The following is a 20,961-nucleotide window of genomic DNA, read 5'->3' on the forward strand; positions in this document are numbered from 1 at the left end:
TTTTCGCGCCGTTATGAAAGTTGAATGTCCATCACAAAACGATAGCTAGTAGCTAATTAGTCCATATCTTTGGCATCTCCACCCTGACACATTACCCCGCCGATCCCGTACTTTCTCATCACGTCTTACTATGTTCTGGCAGGGAAAAATGACCTCAATTAATAATGACTCTACGTTAATGCCGCGTACGCAGCGCGATACCCGGCGCATGAACCAGTTTGTCTCCATTGCCGCCGCGGTGGCCGGACTCCTGTTTGGCCTCGATATCGGGGTGATTGCCGGGGCGTTGCCCTTTATTACCGATCATTTTGCCTTATCCAGCCGCCAGCAGGAGTGGGTGGTCAGCAGCATGATGCTGGGCGCTGCCGTCGGCGCGTTGTTCAACGGCTGGCTCTCTTTCCGCCTCGGGCGTAAATACAGCCTGATGGTCGGGGCGATACTCTTTGTTGCCGGATCCATCGGCTCCGCCTTTGCCGACAGCGTCGAGGTCCTGCTGCTGGCGAGGGTTCTCCTCGGCGTTGCCGTCGGGATCGCCTCCTATACCGCACCGCTTTATCTCTCTGAAATGGCGAGTGAAAACGTCCGCGGGAAGATGATAAGCATGTATCAGCTGATGGTGACGCTGGGCATCGTGATGGCCTTTCTATCCGATACGGCGTTTAGCTACAGCGGCAACTGGCGCGCCATGCTGGGAGTGCTGGCGCTGCCTGCGGTCCTGTTGATTGTGCTGGTGGTATTCCTGCCCAACAGCCCGCGCTGGCTGGCGGAGAAGGGGCGCCACGTCGAGGCGGAAGAGGTGCTGCGCATGCTGCGCGATACCTCGGAGAAAGCCCGGGATGAGCTCAATGAAATTCGCGAAAGCCTGAAGCTCAAGCAGGGCGGCTGGGCGCTGTTTAAGATCAACCGCAACGTCCGTCGGGCGGTGTTCCTCGGCATGCTGCTGCAGGCGATGCAGCAGTTCACCGGGATGAATATCATCATGTACTACGCGCCGCGTATTTTTAAAATGGCGGGCTTCACCACCACCGAGCAGCAGATGATGGCGACCCTCGTCGTCGGCCTGACCTTTATGTTTGCCACCTTTATTGCGGTGTTCACCGTGGACAAAGCCGGGCGTAAACCGGCGCTGAAAATTGGCTTTAGCGTGATGGCGCTGGGCACGCTGGTGCTCGGCTACTGCCTGATGCAGTTTGATAACGGCACCGCCTCCAGCGGCTTATCCTGGCTTTCCGTCGGCATGACCATGATGTGTATTGCCGGCTACGCCATGAGCGCCGCCCCGGTGGTGTGGATCCTGTGCTCGGAAATTCAGCCGCTGAAGTGCCGCGACTTCGGCATCACCTGCTCCACCACCACCAACTGGGTGTCGAATATGATTATCGGCGCCACCTTCCTGACGCTGCTCGACACGATTGGCGCCGCCGGCACCTTCTGGCTCTATACCGTGCTCAACGTCGCCTTTATCGGGGTGACCTTCTGGCTGATCCCGGAAACCAAAAACATCACCCTTGAGCACATCGAGCGCAACCTGATGTCCGGCAAGAAACTGCGCGATATTGGTAACTGATTACAGCGACTCCCTCGGCAGCCAGGGGCTGGCAACCCGCACCGTATCCCGATGGCTGTCGCCGTTAATAATATGCAGGGCGCTCAGGCGCCCTATTTCATAATGCGGAAGCTGCACCGTTGAGAGCGGCGGTAAAAACAGATCGCCAATGCCGACCATATTATCGTAACCGACCACCGCCACGTCCTGCGGGATGCGCAGACCCTGCGCCAGCAGCGTCTGATAGACCATAAAAGCGATGCGATCGTTACCGCAAATCACCGCATCGAACTGCGGCTTACCCGCGCGAATGTTTGTCAGCAGCATCGCCGGGATGTCGCGATAGTGCTCATCACCATACTCCATGTAGCCGTGTTCGAGCGTATGCGGATCGAGACCCGCTTCGCGACAGGCGCGCTCCAGCCCCTGGCGTCGGCGCACGGTCGCCAGATGCTTCGCCGGCAGATGCAGGCACAGCGGACGGCGATAGCCCGCCGCCAGCAGGGCCTGCACCGCCGCATACTGACCCTGCTCGTCGTCCGGAATATAGCTGGCCACCGGGTCGTGCAGGCTTTCGCAGTTGGCCAGCACGCAGGGGAGGGTCAGCAGTTTGGCCGGGAGCGGCACCTGGCGCAGCCCCATGGTGGTGTAGATAATCCCGTCCGGCCGGTGGGAGAGCAGCAGATCGACGATGGTGTCCGGGCTATCGTCGGAAAACATGTTGACCACGAAGCTGTTCCAGCCGTGCGCCCGCGCGGTTTCTTCGATTGAGAGCGTAATTTCCACCGAGAAGGGGGTGGTGACGGTATCCAGCGCCAAAACCCCGATGGTGTTTGGCGTGGCGTGGGCGCCACGTATTTTTTTGGCGGAGAGATCGGGGACGTAGTTGGTCTGTTCAATGGCGGCCTGAACGCGAGCCAGAGTCTCCGGTTTCAAGCGCTCCGGGCTATTCAGCGCCCGTGAGACCGTCATCAAAGAGACATTTGCCAGTTTTGCCACATCTTTCAAAGATGCCATATTGACTACTCCAACGCTGTCGCCAGGCAACAGGCTATATAACTAAGTCGCTGATGTAAAAGGATCATGCGCGATATTCTATCGCAGGATGCGCCGCAGCGATGGCGAGGAATATTTGATCGCGATCGCATCTCTATTATGTTAACGTTAACTTGTGTGATTAACATCATGTATCTCAGCAAAAGAGCATGAGTTTTGAGTTTTGTTAACGTTACCATCTGCGCATTACTCCAACAGAGAACGTCATGATGAAAGCACATCACTCTCACAGCTATCCGATACTCAGCGCCTTATTGTTCTTCTTTTTCGTGACCTGGTCTTCGTCCGGCTCTTTGCTCTCTATCTGGCTCCATCAGGAGGTCGGCCTGAAGGCGGGGGATACCGGCATCATCTACGCGGTTCTCTCTGTTTCAGCGCTGTTTGCCCAAATTTGCTACGGCTTTATTCAGGATAAGCTCGGCCTGCGTAAAAACCTGCTCTGGTATATCACCGCGCTGCTGATCCTCTCCGGGCCGGCCTATCTGCTGTTTGGCTACCTGCTGGGCATTAACATTTTTCTCGGCAGTATTTTTGGCGGGATCTACATCGGCCTGACCTTCAACGGCGGCATCGGCGTGCTGGAGTCCTACACCGAGCGCGTGGCGCGGCAGAGCCAGTTTGAGTTCGGCAAGGCGCGGATGTGGGGATCGCTGGGCTGGGCGGTGGCGACCTTTTTTGCCGGCCTGCTGTTTAACATCAACCCGAAACTGAACTTTGCCGTCGCCAGCTGCTCTGGCCTGGTATTCTTCGTCCTGCTGGCGCGGCTGCGGGTCTCCTCTGCGCCGCAGGCGATGGAAGAAGCGGTGGCGGGCGGCAAGGTGACGCTGGAGGACGCGCTGCGTCTGCTCACCCTCCGCCGCTTCTGGGCGCTGGTGTTTTTCGTCGTCGGCACCTGTATTTACGGCGTCTACGACCAGCAGTTCCCGGTCTACTTCTCCTCGCAGTTCGCCACGCTGCAGGAGGGCAACGCCATGTACGGCTACCTGAACTCTTTCCAGGTGTTTCTTGAGGCGGCGGGGATGTTCTGCGCGCCCTGGCTGGTTAACCGCATTGGCGCTAAAAATGGCCTGATTTTCGCCGGCATGGTGATGGCGCTGCGGATGGTGGCTTCTGGGCTGGTGGAGGGGCCACTGCTCATCTCTATCACCAAGCTGCTGCACGCGGTGGAACTGCCGATCCTGCTGGTATCTATCTTTAAATACAACAGCTTAAACTTTGATAAGCGCCTCTCATCGACGCTCTATCTGGTGGGCTTTGCCTGTACCAGTTCGGTTATTGCTACCGTGCTGTCGCCGCTGGCGGGCTATAGCTACGAGATATACGGCTTTGCCCGGTCCTATTTGATTATGGGCCTGCTGGTGTTCTTCACCACCTTTATCTCCATCTTCTTGCTGCGCTCGGCTAAGTCACCATCTGACCCGCTGATGCCGCAACCCTCCGTTATTTGAATGAAAAGAGTGAAGACTATGACCTACTCAATTAGCAACGCCGAACAGGAACTGCAGGCGAAAAGCGATGCGCTGAACCTGCGCTGGTACCCGCGCTACCATCTTGCCGCCCGTGCGGGCTGGATCAACGATCCTAACGGCCTGGTGTGGTTCGACGGCTGGTATCACGCCTTTTACCAGCACCATCCCTACTCGACGCAGTGGGGGCCGATGCACTGGGGTCATGCGCGCAGTAAAGATTTGGTGCACTGGGAGCATCTGCCGGTGGCGCTGGCGCCGGAAGGCCCGGAGGATAAAGACGGCTGCTTCTCCGGCTCCGCGGTGGTCGACGGCGATACGCTGGCGCTGATTTATACCGGGCATAAATTTCACGGTGACCCGAACGATGAGGCCAACTTGTATCAGGTGCAGTGCCTGGCGACCAGCCGCGACGGCATCCACTTTGAGCGCCAGGGGATCGTTCTCGATACCCCGCCTGGGCTGCACCATTTCCGCGATCCTAAGGTGTGGCGTGAGGGAGATAGCTGGTACATGATTGTCGGCGCGCGCCTCGGCGATGTCGGCCAGGTGCGCCTCTACCGTTCGGCCGATCTGCGCCAGTGGCAGGACGCGGGCGTGCTTGATGAGGCGGAAAAAGAGATGGGCTACATGTGGGAGTGCCCGGACTTTTTTGCCCTCAACGACAGGCGCGTGCTGATGTTTTCTCCGCAGGGAATGGCGGCGCAGGGCTATCAGAATCGCAACCTGTTCCAGAGCGGCTACCTGCTCGGCGACTGGCAGCCGGGCGGCACCTTTGTGCGTGAAGGCGAGTTTGTGGAGATGGACAGCGGGCATGATTTTTATGCGCCACAGAGCTTCCTGACGCCGGACGGTCGGCGGATCGTTATCGGCTGGTTGGATATGTGGGAGTCGCCGCTGCCGGAGCAGCAGGACGGATGGGCGGGGATGCTCTCGCTGCCGCGCGAGCTGAGCCTGAGCGCCGACAGCCGGCTGCAGATGCGCCCGGCGAAAGAGGTCGAAAGCCTGCGCGGAGCGTGGTTCCCGTGGCCGGTAAGTACCTTGAAAAACCAGCAGACCATGCTGGTGGAAAACTGTGAGGCGATGGAGGTTATTCTGCACTGGGACAGCGCCAGCTGCAGCGCTGAGCAATACGGCCTCAGCTTCGGCGACGGCCTGCGCGTCTACGTTGATGCGCAGATGCAGCGCCTGGTGCTGGAACGTCACTATCCGCAGCATGGCCTGTGCGGCGTGCGCAGCGTGCCGTTAACCGCCGGGGCACCGCTCAGTCTACGGATATTCTTCGACAGCTCTTCCGTAGAGGTCTTCGTTAACGAGGGCGAAGCCTGTCTCAGCAGCCGTATTTACCCGGATGCTGCCCGTCGTGAATTAACCTTATTTGCGTGGAGCGGATCGGCGAGCTTATCTGAGGCCGGGGCCTGGCAGCTCGAATAATATCGTTACTGTTTTATTATGTCGTTAATAACCCGTCTGCGACGATGGGCGGGTTATTATTGTCATCATCGTCGTGCTTTACCTGTATACCCGTCATACTTCAGGCTGCATATGCGTTGGCTGCACTTTCACCCCAGTCACTTACTTCAGTAAGCGACTGGGGACTTGCTCTCTTGCCGCCGCTCGAATTATTTAGGGTATAAATAAAGATTTCATTTAATTAAATAATAAAAGGGTTTACCGATGAATAAAATCTGGGTCGGGTGCTTTCTGTCGTCTTTATTTACTCCTCTGGCTAATGCGCAGGCACCATTAACACTCGAAGAACGGCTGGCGCAAATGGAGCAGCGGTTGCAGGAGACCGAGCAGCGAGCAACCAGCGCCGAGGCGGAGATTCGGGCGCTAAAGCATCAGGAGAAGCCGGCGGTAGCGGCCAGCAACGCGGCGGCCAAACCCGCGCTGCAGGTCAATGATTATGGCGAATTAAAGTTTTATGGCGACGTTGAGTTTAATATGGACGGCGCCAGCCGTACCGGTAACCTGACCTCGGTGAGAACCACTGCGAATAAAAGCTGGGCGCCGGGGAAAAAAGAGCGTTGGGATATTAACGGACGCATTCTTCTCGGTTTTGATGGCCTGCGGAAAGGGGCCGATGGCAAATATGCCGGCTTCAGCGTGCAGCCGCTGGCGGATATTAATGGCAAGATGAATCTGGATGATGCGGCCTTTTTCTTTGGCCAGCAGGATGACTGGAAAATTAAAATTGGGCGCTTTGAAGCCTACGATATGTTCCCGCTAAATCAGGATACCTTTATTGAATATTCCGGCAATACGGCGAACGATCTTTACAGCGACGGCTACGGCTATATCTATATGATGAAAGAGGGGCGCGGACGCAGCAGCAGCGGCGGCAACTTCCTGCTGAGTAAAACCCTCGACAGCTGGTACTTCGAGGTGAATACGCTGGTGGAGGACGGCAGCACGCTCTTCGTCGATCGCAACTATCACGGCAACGCGCTGGATAACCAGAAAAACGTCGCCTACGTGCGTCCGGTAGTGGCGTGGCAATCCGGCGCGTGGTCGGTGGCGGCGGCGATGGAGAGTAACCTCGTCAATAACGCCTACGGCTATCAGGACGCACGCGGCCGCTGGGTCGACCAGTCGAGCCGTACCGGCTACGGCATGACCATGAGCTGGAACACGCTGAAGGCCGATGCTGAAGATGGCACGGTAGTGAATCTGAGTACCGCCTATCTCGACGCCACGGATGAGCAGGACTTCAGCGCCGGCATCAACGCGCTATGGCATCGCGTGGAGCTGGGCTACATCTATGCGCATAACAAAATCGACCAGTTTAATCTGGCGGGCGTGAGCGCAGAATGCGACAACGAGTGCGCCGTACTCGCCCCGGGGCGCTATGACATCCACACGCTGCACGCCTCGTGGCTGCTGCCGAATATCATGGATATGGCGAATTTTAACATTTACCTCGGCGCCTACGCCTCGTGGCTGGATTCGTCGGCGGAGAAAAGCGCGGGGTCGGACGAACGCTACGGCGCTCGCGTGCGCTTCAAATACTTCTTCTGATTATATGGCAGCAAGACCCGCGCGCGTGGCCCGGAGAAGTGCTGCCGGGCCGGGCCGCGGCGCGAAGGCTCAGCGACCGCACCGCGTCTTCATTTTGACTCACTATAATGACGTGAATAGGCGGCTTTAAGTCTTTCCATGGCTTCAGTCAGTACAGCGCGGGGGCATCCGACATTTAACCGCATATGCCCCTCGCCACCGATACCATACTGCGTACCCGGAGAGAGTCCTAACCTGGCATCATTGATGAAAAAAGAAGCCAGGTCCTCATCGCTCAGTCCCATCTTTTCAGCATTGAGAAAAAGAAGATAGGACGCACCGCCGTAGATGACCGAAATGTTCGGGCAGCTACGTTCTATTTCCTCTTTGGCATAGTGGACATTTGCAGATAAATACGAAAGCAACTGCTGATACCAGCCGCCGCACTCCGTGTAGGCTGAATAAATTGCGGCTTGCTGTGGATAGTTTGTCTCTGCAAGATGGCAATTATCCAGGAAGCCGAACAGGGTGTCCCGCAGCCGATTATCTTTAACGATCATGATGCCGCCCTGAACGCCGGGGGCATTAAACGCCTTGCCAATCGACGTTAAGACAATGGATTGACTGTCTGTAGTATCATTGAGTGCAAAAAAAGGAAGATGATATTTTCCGTCTAACGTCAGATCGCAATGCACTTCATCTGATACAACAACAACGCCTTCTTCATGACAATAACGCTTTATTTTTGTAAGGGTGTGCCGATCCCATACCACCCCACCAGGGTTGTGAGGGGATACCAACAGAAACATTCTGGATACTTTCAATTTTTTTCTGAAGTCATGCCAGTCAAATTCATAGCTGCCGTTTTTTTCAAGCAGACGTGACTGGATTAATTTCCGGCCACAGCCAGGGACAAGGTTTCGATAAGGATCGTATATCGGAGTACATGTCAGAATACTGTCCCCGGGTTCGCTCAGCGCCAGTATGGTAAAGACCACGGTTTTTATTACTCCCGGGATAAAATGGATCCACTCTTCCCGAAGAGGCGTGCCATACTGCTTGCGATACCACTCAACAACCGATTTTTTCCAACCCGGGAAGTCCATATTATATCCCTGAACAGGTTGGGTCGCGACCGAGATAAGGTTATTCAGGATAGGGTCCGGAGTTTTAAAGTCCATATCAGCAATCCACATCGGAAGTATATCATCGGTGCCAAACATTTTCTGCCGCTGACCATATTTACGGCAGCAGGGGTTTCGTGTCACAACATTATCAAACAAAGACATTATCACTCCATACACAACGAATTTTTTCAAATTAATGAAGTACTAAATATAACTTAGTGTTCCATCACATGTTCAGGATCGTCATTTGGGTCATATTGGGCAATGCCAATTCCGGTGGCGGCCCATAACAATGCAAAAATGACGCCGCTGTAGCATAAAATAGCCCATGGAAGATAATCCAGGGTCGCTACGCCGAGCATGGTCGCACAGTAGACACCGGAAGCGGACCACGGAATAATCGGTTCAACAACCGTTCCTGCATCTTCCGTTGTACGCGACAGATTTTTTGCCGCCAGTCCTCTTCTTTTGTATTCATCCTTAAACGCATCCCCGCACAGTAGCAAGGGCAGCATGCCGTTGGCGGTACAGGCGCAAATCGTCATCGCGCTCACGATAGTAATGAATACGAGCCTGAAGGTTGACTGTACGCCTTTGGTCAGCGCCCGAATAACCGTATGCAGCGAACCCGTTGCGCTCATTGCTCCGGCAAAACTAAAGGCGCTAAAGACAGTGACAAAACTGCTGAACATCGAGATTGCGCCGCCGCGCTCCAGCAGGCGAGGTAGATCTGAAGAGAGTGTCGATACATCAACACCTTCCGCCATGGTTAACTTAAACCCGCTCACCACCGCTTCGCCCACCGAGGAGGGGGAGAATATCTGAAATACAATGGCCAGGATCACCGAGATCAGGGTCGACAGAAACAGCATCGGTATTGGCGGTTTTTTTGCCAGCGAGCCGTACAGCACAATTGCCGGTGGCAGAAGAAGGAGAAGATTAAAGTTGTATATCTTAGCAATTGACGTCATCAGGGCGGTAATTGAATCAGGGGGACTGGCGGAGACATCAATATTCATTCCCAGATAGGAATAAATAATGCAGCACACGAGGAATCCCGGTCCAGTGGTCCACAGCAGATGCCCTATATGAGAATATAAATTCACTCCGGCAGCCAGCGCCGCCATATTGGTTGAATCTGAAACGGGAGACAATTTGTCGCCAAACCAGCATCCCGATACGATAGCGCCAGCGGCAATCGGTAACGGTATATTAAGCCCAATAGCCACACCGATCATAGCGATTCCGATAGTACCAATAGAACCCCAGGAGGTACCGGTACAGACGGAAATCAGGGCGCCCAGAAAGAATGCCGAGATATAGAAATACTGCGGGTTAATAACCTTCAGGCCATAGTAAATCATCATCGGGATGGTCCCCGAGATCATCCATGAGCCGATTAGAAAGCCGATGCTTGCCACAATCAAAATGACCGGTAAAGCCTCAGCGATTTTATTGCAGATAGATTTTAAAATGTCATCCCATGTATACCCGTGCGCTATTGCAATGAACGAGGCCGTAGCCGTTCCCATAATAATCATAGGCTCCGCACGAATATTAAATATAAAATATCCGATGCTGATTCCGCCAAGCATAATCACCATGGGGAGTAGCGACCAGAAGAATGAAAGCTGGCGCCTGTCTGTAGGGTTACAGTGATTTGATTTCATGTTCTTTTCCAGTTGTTTATTAATCAAATGTGTGCGTCATTTTAGAATGACCATCTGTGTCTTGAAGTAAAAGATGTGTTTGTACGAAATCCTCCTCGGGGATTTTTAATAAGAAAAACGTAAATCCACGCTATCTGTTTTTATAATAGATGCGGCGATATCGGGTAAGCTAAATGATGGTGACGCTGCTGACACAGTTTTCGGTATTGTATCGGTGGCATTCCGACATGTTTTTTAAAAATACTATAGAAACGGCTGCTGGAGTTAAATCCGGCAAGCATCGCGATATCCAGAATGGTTTTGTCGGTTTCGCTCAGCAGTGCCCGGACATGATTAATGCGTAATGTCGTAATATATTGCTTAATGGTCAGCTGCATGGCTTTCTGAAAAATACCCATTGCATAATTGGGATTTAATTTAACATGCTCAGCAATGGTATTCACGGTTAGCGGCCTATCGCTGTTAGTGGCGATAAACTCCAGCATCTGGCTGACATAAAACTGAGCGTGTCGCGATGTGCCATTTTTATGGGGCTGTGCTGCTTTATTCACGGATACCGGATGCCAGCCTGAGAGACTAAAACGTTTGAACATCAGCGCGATTTCATTGATAGCGAGCTGGCGAATGTGCGCATTTTTGCTCTGCAATTCATGCTGCCAGCGCTGGACTTCAAAACTACTGAGCTGCTGAACAGCCAGGGATTGGATCACCATGCCATGCGTTACGTGGTTTATCAGATCGCGATCCAGCGGCCATGATAGGAAAAGATGCATCGGCAGATTGAAGATCGCCATCTGCTTGCAGTGGCCCGGATTGGTCAACTGGTGAGGCGTACAGGCCCAGAACAGCGTGATATAGCCCTGCTTTATGAGCACAGCTTCATCGTTGATCAGGTATTCCACATCACCATCAAAGGGGACGTTCACTTCTATCTGGCCGTGCCAGTGGCTGTAGGTCATCGCGAGCGGAGCCCGCAGCTCGATATCCATCTTCTGAGACTCAGAATAGAGGGCAAGCGGGCTGCGCGTTTGCTTATCGTAACTACGGCACATATGCGGATCGTGCGGTAGCCGCGGGATGGTCGTGTCCACCATAGTAATGCTTCCTGAGTCATTAGGCTGATTGGTACGCTACGGCAAAGCATGTTCACAGCTTACCCGAAACAAAACTTCGTTTTCTCTACATTTCCGACAATTCATTCCCGGAAAATCATTTTTTTTGCTGCTTAAAAACCAATCTGAGCTTTTGGGAGGAATTCACCATAATCGTCAGGGAGGCGTCGGCAGGGGATGCAGCCGCGGTACCGTGATTTCCCGGGCCTGCCGCGAGCGCGTTGGCCCGTATAACGGGCATTCGTAGCATAATGAGCTGGCCGAAGGCGGAGCGGCAGATATGCCGCGCAATGGAAAACCTACGGTGATAAGGGCGGATATCCGTTGGATCTTTGCCATGATTCGAAAGCAGCAAACCCGCCAGATATCCGGGCTTGTTGGGGGAACCGGCATAGCGAGATAAAGGCGAAAGCGCAATTAAGATAGATGAAAAGCATCCGGCATCCACGGTCTGCGTGGTTTGGCTCGTTCAGGACGACGAATGAGGGCGTTTTTAACCCGCCGCCCTTTGCCTCTACGCGTGATGCCTGTCGACGACTGACGCTTTTTGCGGCGACGCGCCGCTGACTTCGGCCAGGTACAGCGCCGGCATCCCGTCTTTATCGGAGGTAAACAGCACCCAGCGGTTGTCTGGGGAAAATGACGGATGGGGATGCGTCACCTGGCGCTCGCCGTCGATTACTTTCCAGGTTGAGTCGTGCCGGCAAATTGCCGTTTGTTCACCAGAGCGAATATCGAATACCCAGATAAACGGATCGTTGAGCTGGACATCACCGGCGCTATGTGGCGCCCCATCGCCGACCACCAGCGAGCCGTCATGGTTACTCATCAGGTGTGAGCAGGGTGGGATGGCCATAAGCTGACGGTTTTCAAGCGTTATCGGATCGGCGCGGAAAAGATATCGATGCGGGTCGTTGTCCCGGTGAGCGACGTAGTAGAGCGCTGAGCCATCCGGTACCCAGAATTCGTGGGTAAAACTCTCTCCGGGCTGGTGCTGGCGGACTTTGCGCAGATGGCTGCCGTCGGCGTTGATAAGCCACATCCTGGCATCAATCGCGTCACGCGGGCCTTCATGGCAAAAGGCGAGGATACCGTCATCGAACGGGCGATAGAGAGGATGGCCAAGCCAGCGTTTTTCCTGCAGCACTACGCGCTGCTGGCCGCTGTGCAGGTCGATATTGATTAGCCGGCACTCGGGTTGGGTAAAGTAAAAGGCGCGGAATTTGCTCCAGTCGGTCAGCGGCTGCCAGTCGCTTTTTTTGATTTCGACGCCTGCCAGCTGGCTGCAGTCGCTGTTAGCCACCCAGGTACCGTAGGCGACCCATTCATCGTCTACCTGATACACAACCTGCTCTTCTCGTGTCTCCAGGCACACGCGGCGCAGCTGCTGGTTGTTTTTCACATACCACAACGCGCGATCGTCAGCGGATAAAAAACCGCCGAAGGTGTTATCGCCAGCGCCGTCGGTCAGCTGCACCGCCTGCTGTGCGGCGATATCCAGTAAATAATAGTTCCAGTGGCCTTCAAAGGCGCCGCCGAAAATAAGCCTATTTCCGTCGCGGGTAAAGCATTTTTGATAGAAGTAGTTGCGGTGACAGATTACGTGCGGTGGCGTCATCCGGATCACCCGGCGGCCGGTTTCATCCTCCTGCTCATGACGAAAGTTAAGCGGGATGATTTTGCCTTTCATTATGGGCTCCTTGCGAAAAAATCCCCGCAGCCGGAGCCGCGAGGGAGGTTCGTGTGACCAGATATCAGCGCATGGCGCGCTTGAGAATGCGATCCGACTGACGCTGGAAGTCCGCCGCCGTCTCTTCTACGGATTTCTGCCCGTAATCGATGTACTGCAGGGCGGTGCCGAACTGGGCTACAATCTGCGGATCGTCGAAGTAGGGCGACACGGAGAGCTTCGCCGGCAGGGACTGCGCCAGCTTCAGCCCGGAAACCGCCGGATCGTCGGCCTTGATCGTGCCGTCTTCGGTCAGGTACTGCACCGCCACTTTACTCAGCGGCACGCCGCGCTCGAGTCCTAAGGTATCGACCCCGGCTTTGCTGTTCAGCAGGAAGTTAATCACCTTCGCCGCCGCTTCCGGATTTTTCGTGGATTTACCGATTGAGAGCATCTGCGCGGGCTTAAAGAACAGGCCGGCGTCGGTGGCTCCCGGCAGCATCGGGTATTCACCCAGCTCCAGCTTCGCCGGCGGCTTCAGGTTGTCGGAGTATTTGTTGATGGTGGAATTCCACATGTAGGTTCCCGCCCACTCGCCCTGGATCCACGGCTTCATCTCGTACATATTGCTTTTGCCAAACGAGGCGTAGTATTTGGTGTCCGGCATGACGTGGCTGTCGATAAGCTTTTTATACATCTGGAAAAACTCGACCCACTGCTCTTTGCTGTAGGAGAATTTTTTGGTTTTATCGTCGATAGCCGGCTGGTTGTACTTCTGAATCATGTAAGAGTTCAGCAGCGCCAGGGTATCCTGGTGCTCCAGCACCACCGGGTAGTACTGCTTGCCGAGCTTGCTTTCAAAGGCTTTTCCCGCCGCCATCAACTCATCCCAGGTTTTTGGGTAGGCGACGCCGGCTTTTTTCCAGGTTTCATCATTAAAGTAGAAGACGCGGGCGGTCACGGAAATGGGGATGCCGTTGAGCTTGCCGTTCACGGTGGTGGACTGCAGCTCTTTCGCGTCAAACTGGCTGAGATCGATGACGTCCTTCATCTTATTGAGGTCGTAGAAGCCGTCGCCATTTTTCGAGAAAATAGGCAGCCAGTTCCAGTTGGTCTGCATCACGTCAGGCTCGGTGCCGCCGGCGATTTGCGTGGTCAGGCGCGAAAGGTGGCCGTCCCAGCCGGTGTATTCCGCTTTGACGTTAATATCCGGGTTCTGCTTATGAAATTCTTCCAGCGCTTTCAGGGTCACCTGATGACGGCCGTTGCCGCCCCACCAGGACATGCGCAGGTCGACATCCTGTGCCAGAGAAGGTAGCGCGGTCAGGCCCAGAGTGGCGGAGATTGCGGCGCTTAAGAGCACTTTTTTCATTTTAATACTCCAGTGATTACAGAGAGATGTTCTGTTCGGTCGTCGCATCAAAGAGATGACATTTGTTGAGATCGAACTGGTAATAGACCTTACGATGCAGCCCTTTTTCGATCATCGGCCTCGCTTCGTCGGAAGGGACGCGGGCGGTCAGCTCATAATCGGCGACTTTCATATAGACAAAGAACTCGTGGCCCATATTTTCCACGCGCACCATCTCACCGGAACCGCAGCCTTCGGCGAACGGCTGGTCCGAAATGGAGACAAACTCAGGGCGCACGCCGTAGAACAGCGGCTGGTCCTTGTAGCCTTCGGCTTTGCTCTGCAGGGCATCGTTGAGGGGCAGCAGCTCGTCGCCGATGTTCATATGCAGGCGGCCAGCGCGCTCAACCAGCTTGCAGGGACGAATGTTCATCTCCGGCGCGCCGATAAAGCCCGCGACAAACATATTTTTTGGCTTGTGGTAGAGATTGTCCGGGGTATCAACCTGCATGATGTGGCCCAGCTTCATTACGCAGATACGGTCGCCCATGGTCATGGCTTCGGTCTGATCGTGGGTGACGTAAACGGTGGTCGCCGGTTTACCGGATTTCTTCAGCTGCTTGTGCAGGTCGGAGATCCGGATGCGCATCGAGGCGCGCAGCTTGGCGTCGAGGTTAGAGAGCGGCTCATCGAACAGGAATACGTCCGGCTTCTTCACGATCGCCCGGCCTACCGCCACGCGCTGGGCCTGGCCGCCGGAGAGCTGGCGCGGTAGGCGGTCGAGCAGCTCTTCCAGCTCGAGGATTTTTGCCGCTTCGTTAACCTGGCTTTCAATCTGATCCTTTGGCAGCTTGCTCAGCTTGAGGCCAAAAGCGAGGTTTTCACGCACCGTCATATGCGGATAGAGCGCGTAGTTCTGGAACACCATCGCAATGCCGCGCGCTTTTGGCGCGAGGTTGTTAACGATTTTCTCCCCGATACGCACTTCGCCGCCGCTGATGGTTTCGAGGCCTGCCAGCATGCGCAGGGTGGTGGATTTGGCGCAGCCGGATGGCCCGACGATCACCATAAACTCCCCGTCAGCGATTTTCAGGTCGATAGCATGTACCGCTTTGAAGCCGTTGGAGTAGACCTTTTCCAGTTTTTTGAAAATAACTTCAGCCATGATATTTCCCTCTTAACCTTTAATTCCGCTGCTGGTGACGCCCTGTACGAAGTAGCGTTGAGCCAGGAAGAATACGATGATGGATGGCAGAATGGAGATGCTCGCCATTGCCAGAATTTCGTTCCATGGAGCGCCTTCCGTGACGTCGATGGACATTTTCAGCGCCAGTGCGATCGGATACTTATCGACGCTATAGACGTAAATCAGCGGACCAATAAAGTCGTTCATTGACCACATAAACTGGAACAGCGCGACCGAGATAATTGCCGGTTTTAAAATCGGCACCACCACGTACCACAGCACCTGGAAGGAGTTGCAGCCGTCAATCTGCGCCGCCTCTTCCATATCGCGCGGCACGCCGCGCAGGAACTGAATCAGCATGAAGACGAAGAACCCCTGAGTGGCGAAGGCCAGCGGCAGGTACAGCGGCAGATAGCTGTTCAGCATCCCCATTTCGCGGAACATCAGGTACTGCGGGATGAGCAGCACGGTGCTCGGCAGCAGCATGGTGGTGATGAGGGTGGCGAACCAGAATTTCTTCCACGGGATCTCGAAGCGAGCAAAGCCGTACGCCACAATGGTGGAGGAGATAATGGTCAGGATCACCTTCGGAATCACGTACTTGAAGGTATTCAGCATGTAGTGGCCGAAGTTGTATTCCGTCCCGGTCTTCCAGCCGTTGATAAATCCGTCCCAGGTCGCGTGGGCGGGCCACAGGCTGAGGGTGGTGAAGATCTCGTGGTTCGGTTTGAATGACGCCGAGAACATCCACACCAGCGGATAGAGCATCAGCAGGCCAACGAACAGCAGGATCACATAGCGGATGCTGGCGTTCATTTTTTCACGCCGCAGCGTTCTGGCAACCTCGCGCTCTGCGATGTCCCGTGCCGCGGAAATTTGTTGGATATCAGCCATTTTTGCCTCCCTTATCGGCGGAGTAGAACACCCAATATTTCGAAGACTTAAAGGCAATAGCAGCAAACACCGCGACGACCAGGAACAGCACCCATGCCAGCGCCGCGCCGTAGCCCATATCGAAGTACTTAAAGGCGGTGTCGTAGATATAGAGTGAGAACAGATAGGTGGAGTAGGTTGGGCCGCCGCCGGTTATCACGTACGGCCCGGTAAACTCCTGGAACGCCTGGGTGGTTTGCATAATGAAGTTGAAGAAGATCACCGGCGTAATCAGCGGCACCGTCACCTTCATAAACATCTGCCACTTCGAGGCGCCGTCGATCATCGCCGCTTCGTACTGCGATTGTGGAACGTTCTGCAGCGCCGCGAGGAAAATGACCATTGCCGAACCGAACTGCCAGACGCGCAGCAGGGTCACCGACATCAGCGCCAGCGACGGCTCGCCGAGCCAGTTGACCGGGTCGAAGCCCAGCACGCCGATAAAGCTGTTCAGCAGGCCGTCGATAGCGAACAGCGCGCGCCACAGCACGGCGATGGCGACGGAGCTGCCGAGAATCGACGGAATGTAATAGGCGGTACGGAAGAAACCGATGCCGCGCAGCTTAAAGTTCAGAACAAACGCGATGCCCAGCGCAAAGGCCAGCTTCAGCGGAATGGTTAAAAAGACATAGGCGAAGGTGACGCCCATGGACTTCCAGAAGAGAGAATCTTCGGTCAGCATGTAGCGATAGTTTTCAATGCCGTTAAATACCGGCGGACTCATCAAGTCGTACTCAGTGAAACTGAGGAAGAAAGATGAAACAAAGGGAAAGGCGGTAAAGATTATCAGCCCGATGATATAGGGCGATATCCATGCCAATCCCAGCAGCTTGTTTTCATTCATACATACCTACCTGGCTTACGAGTTTGTAAAACGGATTCGGTTTATACCCGGTGTACTTCACGCTGTGTGCGCTATCCGCGCTGAAAAGCAGCCGGAAAAGTTCATCTGTTGCTGGTGTCTGTGCTGGCGCTTCCTTCCTTGTTGAACCCTGTTTTTGTCATGGTTTGTCACCCGCAGCTCCCTGCTGAGCGTGCACCGGTTCGGCTTTGCTATGCCCGGCGCCTTTAATTTTATAAAACGCCGTTTTAAATTTATTTTATTGCGATTTATTACAGAGTCATTCGATTCATAGCGGAAATGTGATCGGAGTCGAAACGATGTTTCAAAAAATGAGATGGCGGGCGTTTTGTAAGGCTGGTAAGGGCTGGAGAGAGATGCGGGAAATGTGAGTCGGCGCAGGCGTGCGGTATTTTATTGCCCGGCTAATGATTATCTGTGTACATGTTTTTTAACAAATAATGATGGACCTGAGGGGCGCGGTGGTGAAAGAGGGGAGCATGCCCGCTCTTCCACCACCGCGCCCGGGGAAGATTAGTTTTGCAGAAAATCCTGACGAATGGGTGTAAAGGTATCCAGCAGGGTTCCCGCTTTCAGGCACACGCAGCCGTGCATAATATGCGGCTGCTTGTAGAGCGTGTCGCCGGCGCTGACCACGTGTTTCTCGTCACCGATGGTGAATTCGAACTCGCCTGAAAGCACGTAGGTCAGCTGCTCGTGGGGGTGGTTATGCATCGGACCAATGGCACCGGCGTCAAAGTTAACCTCAACCGCCATCATGTTGCCGCCGTGCGCCAGAATGCGTCGGGTCACGCCGTTGCCCAGATCGTCGAGAGTGGTCTCTTTATGAAAAATAAACATCCGCAGGTCCTGTAGTTAAGTGAAACAATGTTTCATTTAATTTATCGCACAATTTTCTAAAAAGAAACGATCGACGAGAGAAGTGGAAAGTTGATCACAAGTTTGCTTCACTGGGGGAAACCATAAAAGGAGCGAATGATGAAAACGATTGGCCTGTTGGGGGGAATGAGCTGGGAATCGACCATTCCCTATTACCGCCTGATCAATGAAGGGATCAAGGCGCGCCTGGGCGGCCTGCACTCCGCCAGCCTGTTGCTGCATAGCGTTGATTTCCATGAGATTGAAGCCTGTCAGACCGCCGGTGAATGGGAGCGTGCCGGCGATATGCTGGCCCAGGCGGCGGTGGGGCTGCAGCAGGCGGGCGCCGAAGGTATCGTGCTCTGTACTAACACCATGCACAAAGTGGCGGATGCCATTGAAGCGCGCTGCGGCGTGCCGTTTCTGCATATTGCCGATGCGACCGGGCGGGCGATTGAGAAAAAAGGCATGCGCAACGTCGCCCTACTAGGCACGCGCTATACCATGGAGCAAGAGTTCTATCGCGGCCGCCTGCAGCAGCAGTTTGCTATAGAGACCCAGGTGCCGCCCGCCGACGATCGCCAGCGGATCAACCAGATAATCTTTGATGAGCTCTGTCTCGGCACCTTTAGCGAGGCTTCCCGCGACTACTACCTGCAGGTTATCGAGGCGCTGGCGGCGCAGGGCGCGGAAGGCGTTATCTTCGGCTGCACCGAGATTGGCCTGCTGGTGCCCGTAGAAAGCAGCCCGCTGCCGGTATTTGATACCGCGGCCATTCACGCTGCGGACGCGGTGGAGTTTATGCTTTCTTAAGCACCGTATCGAGCGGGTGCTGGATCTGCGCCAGGCTGTGCTGCAAGTGGTGAATAAAGGCGTCGACCAGCGCCGAACCGGGGCGGTGCAGCGGGCGGATCATGCTGACGGTAAAGGGCACATCGATGCTGAAGCGGCGCACCGCGACGCCGCTTTCGGCATAGTCGAGGGCGGTGAGCGGATTAACCACCGAGATGCCGACGCCCGCGCGCACCATCGCGCAAATTGACGCGGCGCTGTGCGTTTCGACCACCATTCGCCGCTTGACCTGATGTTCAAGGAACAGGGCGTCGAGCAGCTGGCGATAGCTGTCGGTCCGCGACAGGCTGATGTAGTTTTCAGCGTGGAAATCGGCGGGGGTCAAAACCTGCTTCGCGGCGAGCGGATGGTCCTGCGGCAGGACGCAGACCTCATTCAGCGTCAGCAGCGGCGTGCGCTCGGTGCCGGCGGGCGTATGCAGGGTTTCGGTCAGGCCAAGATCGTGGCGCTGGGCGGAGAGCCACTCCTCCAGCAGGGGCGACTCCTGGGGGACGATCTGCAGGCTGACCTCCGGGTAGCGCGCCAGAAACGGCTGCAGCAGCAGCGGTAAAAACGACTGGGAGAATACCGGCAGGCACACCACCGATAGCTCGCCCTGGCGAAACTCGCGCAGGCTTTCCGCCGCGCTGACGATCCTGTCCAGCCCGTACCACGACCGCTGCACCTCTTCAAACAGCCGCAGCCCCTGTACCGTGGGCTGCAGGCGGCCGCGAGCGCGCTCAAAAAGCTTTAACCCCAGCACCTTTTCAAAGCGCGCCAGCTCCCGGCTGACCGTCGGCTGCGAGGTATGCAGCATGCGGGCGGCCTCGGTCAGGTTACCGGTGGTCATCACCGCGTGGAAGATTTCGATATGGCGCAAATTGACGGCGGGCATGGCAGCTCTCGGATAGCGTTGGGTATCCATATCATTTTTGCATAGACTCACGAAAAAACGATATTTTTTATTCCCTTCGGGCTATGGCGTAATCATAAAAAAACACGCACAACGCCAACAACGCCGGAGTTCACCATGCCACGCTCGCTTTACGCCACCGATACCGACCTGACAGCAGATAACCTGCTGCGCCTCCCCGCCGAGTTTGGCTGCCCGGTATGGGTCTACGACGCGCAGATTATTCGCCGCCAGATTGCCCAGCTCGGTAAGTTTGACGTGGTGCGCTTTGCACAGAAGGCCTGCTCAAACATTCATATCCTGCGCCTGATGCGCGAGCAGGGCGTGAAGGTCGATTCCGTGTCGCTTGGCGAGATTGAGCGGGCGCTGGCGGCGGGCTACGATCCGCAGCAGCATCCGGAAGATATCGTCTTTACCGCCGATCTGATCGACGACGCAACCCTGGAGCGGGTGAAGGAGTTGCAGATCCCGGTCAACGCCGGGTCGGTGGATATGCTGAGTCAGCTGGGCGAAGTCTCGCCGGGCCATCGCGTGTGGCTGCGGGTCAATCCGGGGTTCGGTCACGGCCACAGCCAGAAAACCAACACCGGCGGCGAAAACAGCAAGCACGGTATCTGGTATAGCCACCTGCCGGCGGCGCTGGAGGTGATGCGTCGCTATCAGCTGCAGCTGGTGGGGATTCACATGCACATTGGCTCAGGGGTGGATTATGCTCACCTTGAGCAGGTGTGCGGCGCGATGGTGCGTCAGGTGATCGAGTTTGGTCAGGATCTGCAGGCGATCTCCGCCGGCGGCGGCCTGTCGATCCCGTATCGCGAAGGCGAAGAGGCGATCGATACCGATCACTATTACGGCCTGTGGAACGCCGCGCGCGAGCAGGTGGCGAAACATCTCGGTCATCCGGTGAAGCTGGAGATCGAGCCGGGTCGTTTCCTGGTGGCAGAATCCGGCGTGCTGGTCTCCCAGGTGCGCAGCGTGAAGGAGATGGGCAGCCGTCACTTCGTGCTGATTGACGCTGGCTTTAACGACCTGATGCGTCCGTCGATGTACGGCAGCTACCACCACATCAGCGCCCTGGCGGCGGACGGTCGCGATCTTAGCGCGGCGCCGATGGTTGAAACCGTGGTCGCCGGACCGCTGTGCGAATCAGGGGACGTCTTTACCCAGCAGGAAGGGGGGAAGGTGGAAACGCGCCTGCTGCCTGACGTGGCGCCGGGCGATTACCTGGTGCTGCACGATACCGGCGCCTACGGCGCGTCGATGTCCTCGAACTACAACAGCCGCCCGCTGCTGCCGGAAGTGCTGTTCGATAACGGCAGCGCGCGGCTGATTCGCCGCCGCCAGACCATTCAGGAGCTGCTGGTCTTAGAGCAAATCTGAT

At 55.5% G+C, this 20,961-nt stretch carries 17 protein-coding genes; 6 read left to right on the top strand and 11 right to left on the bottom strand.

Features of this window, described 5'->3' with window-relative positions; all coding sequences use genetic code 11:
• The first annotated feature begins 148 nt into the window (after positions 1-148).
• Positions 149-1,567, top strand: a complete 1,419-nt coding sequence (locus GVK32_RS03800; protein ID WP_159865342.1) for a sugar porter family MFS transporter — start codon at positions 149-151, stop codon at positions 1,565-1,567.
• Here GVK32_RS03800 and GVK32_RS03805 read toward each other — a convergent pair whose 3' ends face one another.
• Entirely contained in the window at positions 1,568-2,563 is a 996-nt protein-coding gene (locus tag GVK32_RS03805) for a LacI family DNA-binding transcriptional regulator (protein WP_159865345.1), read from the bottom strand.
• Between the two features lie 245 nt (positions 2,564-2,808).
• Here GVK32_RS03805 and GVK32_RS03810 point away from each other — a divergent pair, with 245 nt between their 5' ends.
• The 3 genes from GVK32_RS03810 to GVK32_RS03820 all read left to right on the top strand — a co-directional run bounded on the left by GVK32_RS03810 (position 2,809) and on the right by GVK32_RS03820 (position 7,089).
• Positions 2,809-4,050, top strand: a complete 1,242-nt coding sequence (locus GVK32_RS03810; protein WP_045857395.1) for an MFS transporter — start codon at positions 2,809-2,811, stop codon at positions 4,048-4,050.
• Between the two features lie 18 nt (positions 4,051-4,068).
• On the top strand, positions 4,069-5,502 hold the full coding sequence (locus GVK32_RS03815; RefSeq protein WP_159865348.1) for a glycoside hydrolase family 32 protein: 1,434 nt from the start codon (positions 4,069-4,071) through the stop codon (positions 5,500-5,502).
• A gap of 243 nt (positions 5,503-5,745) precedes the next feature.
• Complete coding sequence (locus tag GVK32_RS03820; protein ID WP_159865351.1) at positions 5,746-7,089, top strand: carbohydrate porin; 1,344 nt, start codon at positions 5,746-5,748, stop codon at positions 7,087-7,089.
• A gap of 89 nt (positions 7,090-7,178) precedes the next feature.
• Here GVK32_RS03820 and GVK32_RS03825 read toward each other — a convergent pair whose 3' ends face one another.
• The 9 genes from GVK32_RS03825 to GVK32_RS03865 all read right to left on the bottom strand — a co-directional run bounded on the left by GVK32_RS03825 (position 7,179) and on the right by GVK32_RS03865 (position 17,818).
• Positions 7,179-8,357: a MalY/PatB family protein gene (locus tag GVK32_RS03825; protein ID WP_159865354.1), complete on the bottom strand. Its 1,179-nt coding sequence runs from the start codon at positions 8,355-8,357 to the stop codon at positions 7,179-7,181.
• Positions 8,358-8,410: 53 nt separating this feature from the next.
• Positions 8,411-9,865: a Na+/H+ antiporter NhaC gene (gene nhaC, locus GVK32_RS03830; protein WP_159865357.1), complete on the bottom strand. Its 1,455-nt coding sequence runs from the start codon at positions 9,863-9,865 to the stop codon at positions 8,411-8,413.
• A 140-nt stretch (positions 9,866-10,005) separates the two neighbouring features.
• Positions 10,006-10,959 carry a transcriptional regulator MelR gene (gene melR / locus GVK32_RS03835; protein ID WP_159865360.1) on the bottom strand — a complete coding sequence of 318 codons (954 nt, stop codon included), beginning with the start codon at positions 10,957-10,959 and terminating at the stop codon, positions 10,006-10,008.
• Positions 10,960-11,491: 532 nt separating this feature from the next.
• Positions 11,492-12,667 carry an oligogalacturonate lyase family protein gene (locus tag GVK32_RS03840; protein ID WP_159865363.1) on the bottom strand — a complete coding sequence of 392 codons (1,176 nt, stop codon included), beginning with the start codon at positions 12,665-12,667 and terminating at the stop codon, positions 11,492-11,494.
• Positions 12,668-12,731: 64 nt separating this feature from the next.
• Positions 12,732-14,018, bottom strand: a complete 1,287-nt coding sequence (locus tag GVK32_RS03845) for an ABC transporter substrate-binding protein (RefSeq protein WP_159865366.1) — start codon at positions 14,016-14,018, stop codon at positions 12,732-12,734.
• A gap of 16 nt (positions 14,019-14,034) precedes the next feature.
• Positions 14,035-15,162, bottom strand: a complete 1,128-nt coding sequence (locus tag GVK32_RS03850) for an ABC transporter ATP-binding protein (RefSeq protein ID WP_159865369.1) — start codon at positions 15,160-15,162, stop codon at positions 14,035-14,037.
• Between the two features lie 12 nt (positions 15,163-15,174).
• Positions 15,175-16,077 carry a carbohydrate ABC transporter permease gene (locus GVK32_RS03855; RefSeq protein WP_045857405.1) on the bottom strand — a complete coding sequence of 301 codons (903 nt, stop codon included), beginning with the start codon at positions 16,075-16,077 and terminating at the stop codon, positions 15,175-15,177.
• A complete protein-coding gene (locus GVK32_RS03860) occupies positions 16,070-16,960 on the bottom strand; it encodes a carbohydrate ABC transporter permease (RefSeq protein WP_041147051.1) in 891 nt (296 codons plus the stop codon). The genes GVK32_RS03855 and GVK32_RS03860 overlap by 8 nt, the downstream gene beginning before the upstream one ends.
• A gap of 531 nt (positions 16,961-17,491) precedes the next feature.
• Entirely contained in the window at positions 17,492-17,818 is a 327-nt protein-coding gene (locus tag GVK32_RS03865; protein WP_159865372.1) for a cupin domain-containing protein, read from the bottom strand.
• 138 nt (positions 17,819-17,956) lie between these two features.
• Here GVK32_RS03865 and GVK32_RS03870 point away from each other — a divergent pair, with 138 nt between their 5' ends.
• The gene (locus tag GVK32_RS03870) at positions 17,957-18,649 is read left to right on the top strand and encodes an aspartate/glutamate racemase (RefSeq protein WP_159865375.1); all 693 of its coding nucleotides are present in this window, start codon (positions 17,957-17,959) and stop codon (positions 18,647-18,649) included.
• On the opposite strand, the gene GVK32_RS03875 is transcribed toward GVK32_RS03870, so the two are convergent.
• The gene (locus GVK32_RS03875; protein WP_159865762.1) at positions 18,636-19,562 is read right to left on the bottom strand and encodes a LysR family transcriptional regulator; all 927 of its coding nucleotides are present in this window, start codon (positions 19,560-19,562) and stop codon (positions 18,636-18,638) included. The genes GVK32_RS03870 and GVK32_RS03875 overlap by 14 nt on opposite strands.
• Before the next feature lie 135 nt (positions 19,563-19,697).
• Here GVK32_RS03875 and lysA point away from each other — a divergent pair, with 135 nt between their 5' ends.
• Positions 19,698-20,960 carry a diaminopimelate decarboxylase gene (lysA, locus tag GVK32_RS03880; RefSeq protein ID WP_041147047.1) on the top strand — a complete coding sequence of 421 codons (1,263 nt, stop codon included), beginning with the start codon at positions 19,698-19,700 and terminating at the stop codon, positions 20,958-20,960.
• Position 20,961: the final 1 nt, after the last annotated feature.

Source organism: Klebsiella sp. 18074 (assembly GCF_902705905.1).
GTDB classification, from domain to species: Bacteria; Pseudomonadota; Gammaproteobacteria; order Enterobacterales; family Enterobacteriaceae; genus Klebsiella; species Klebsiella terrigena.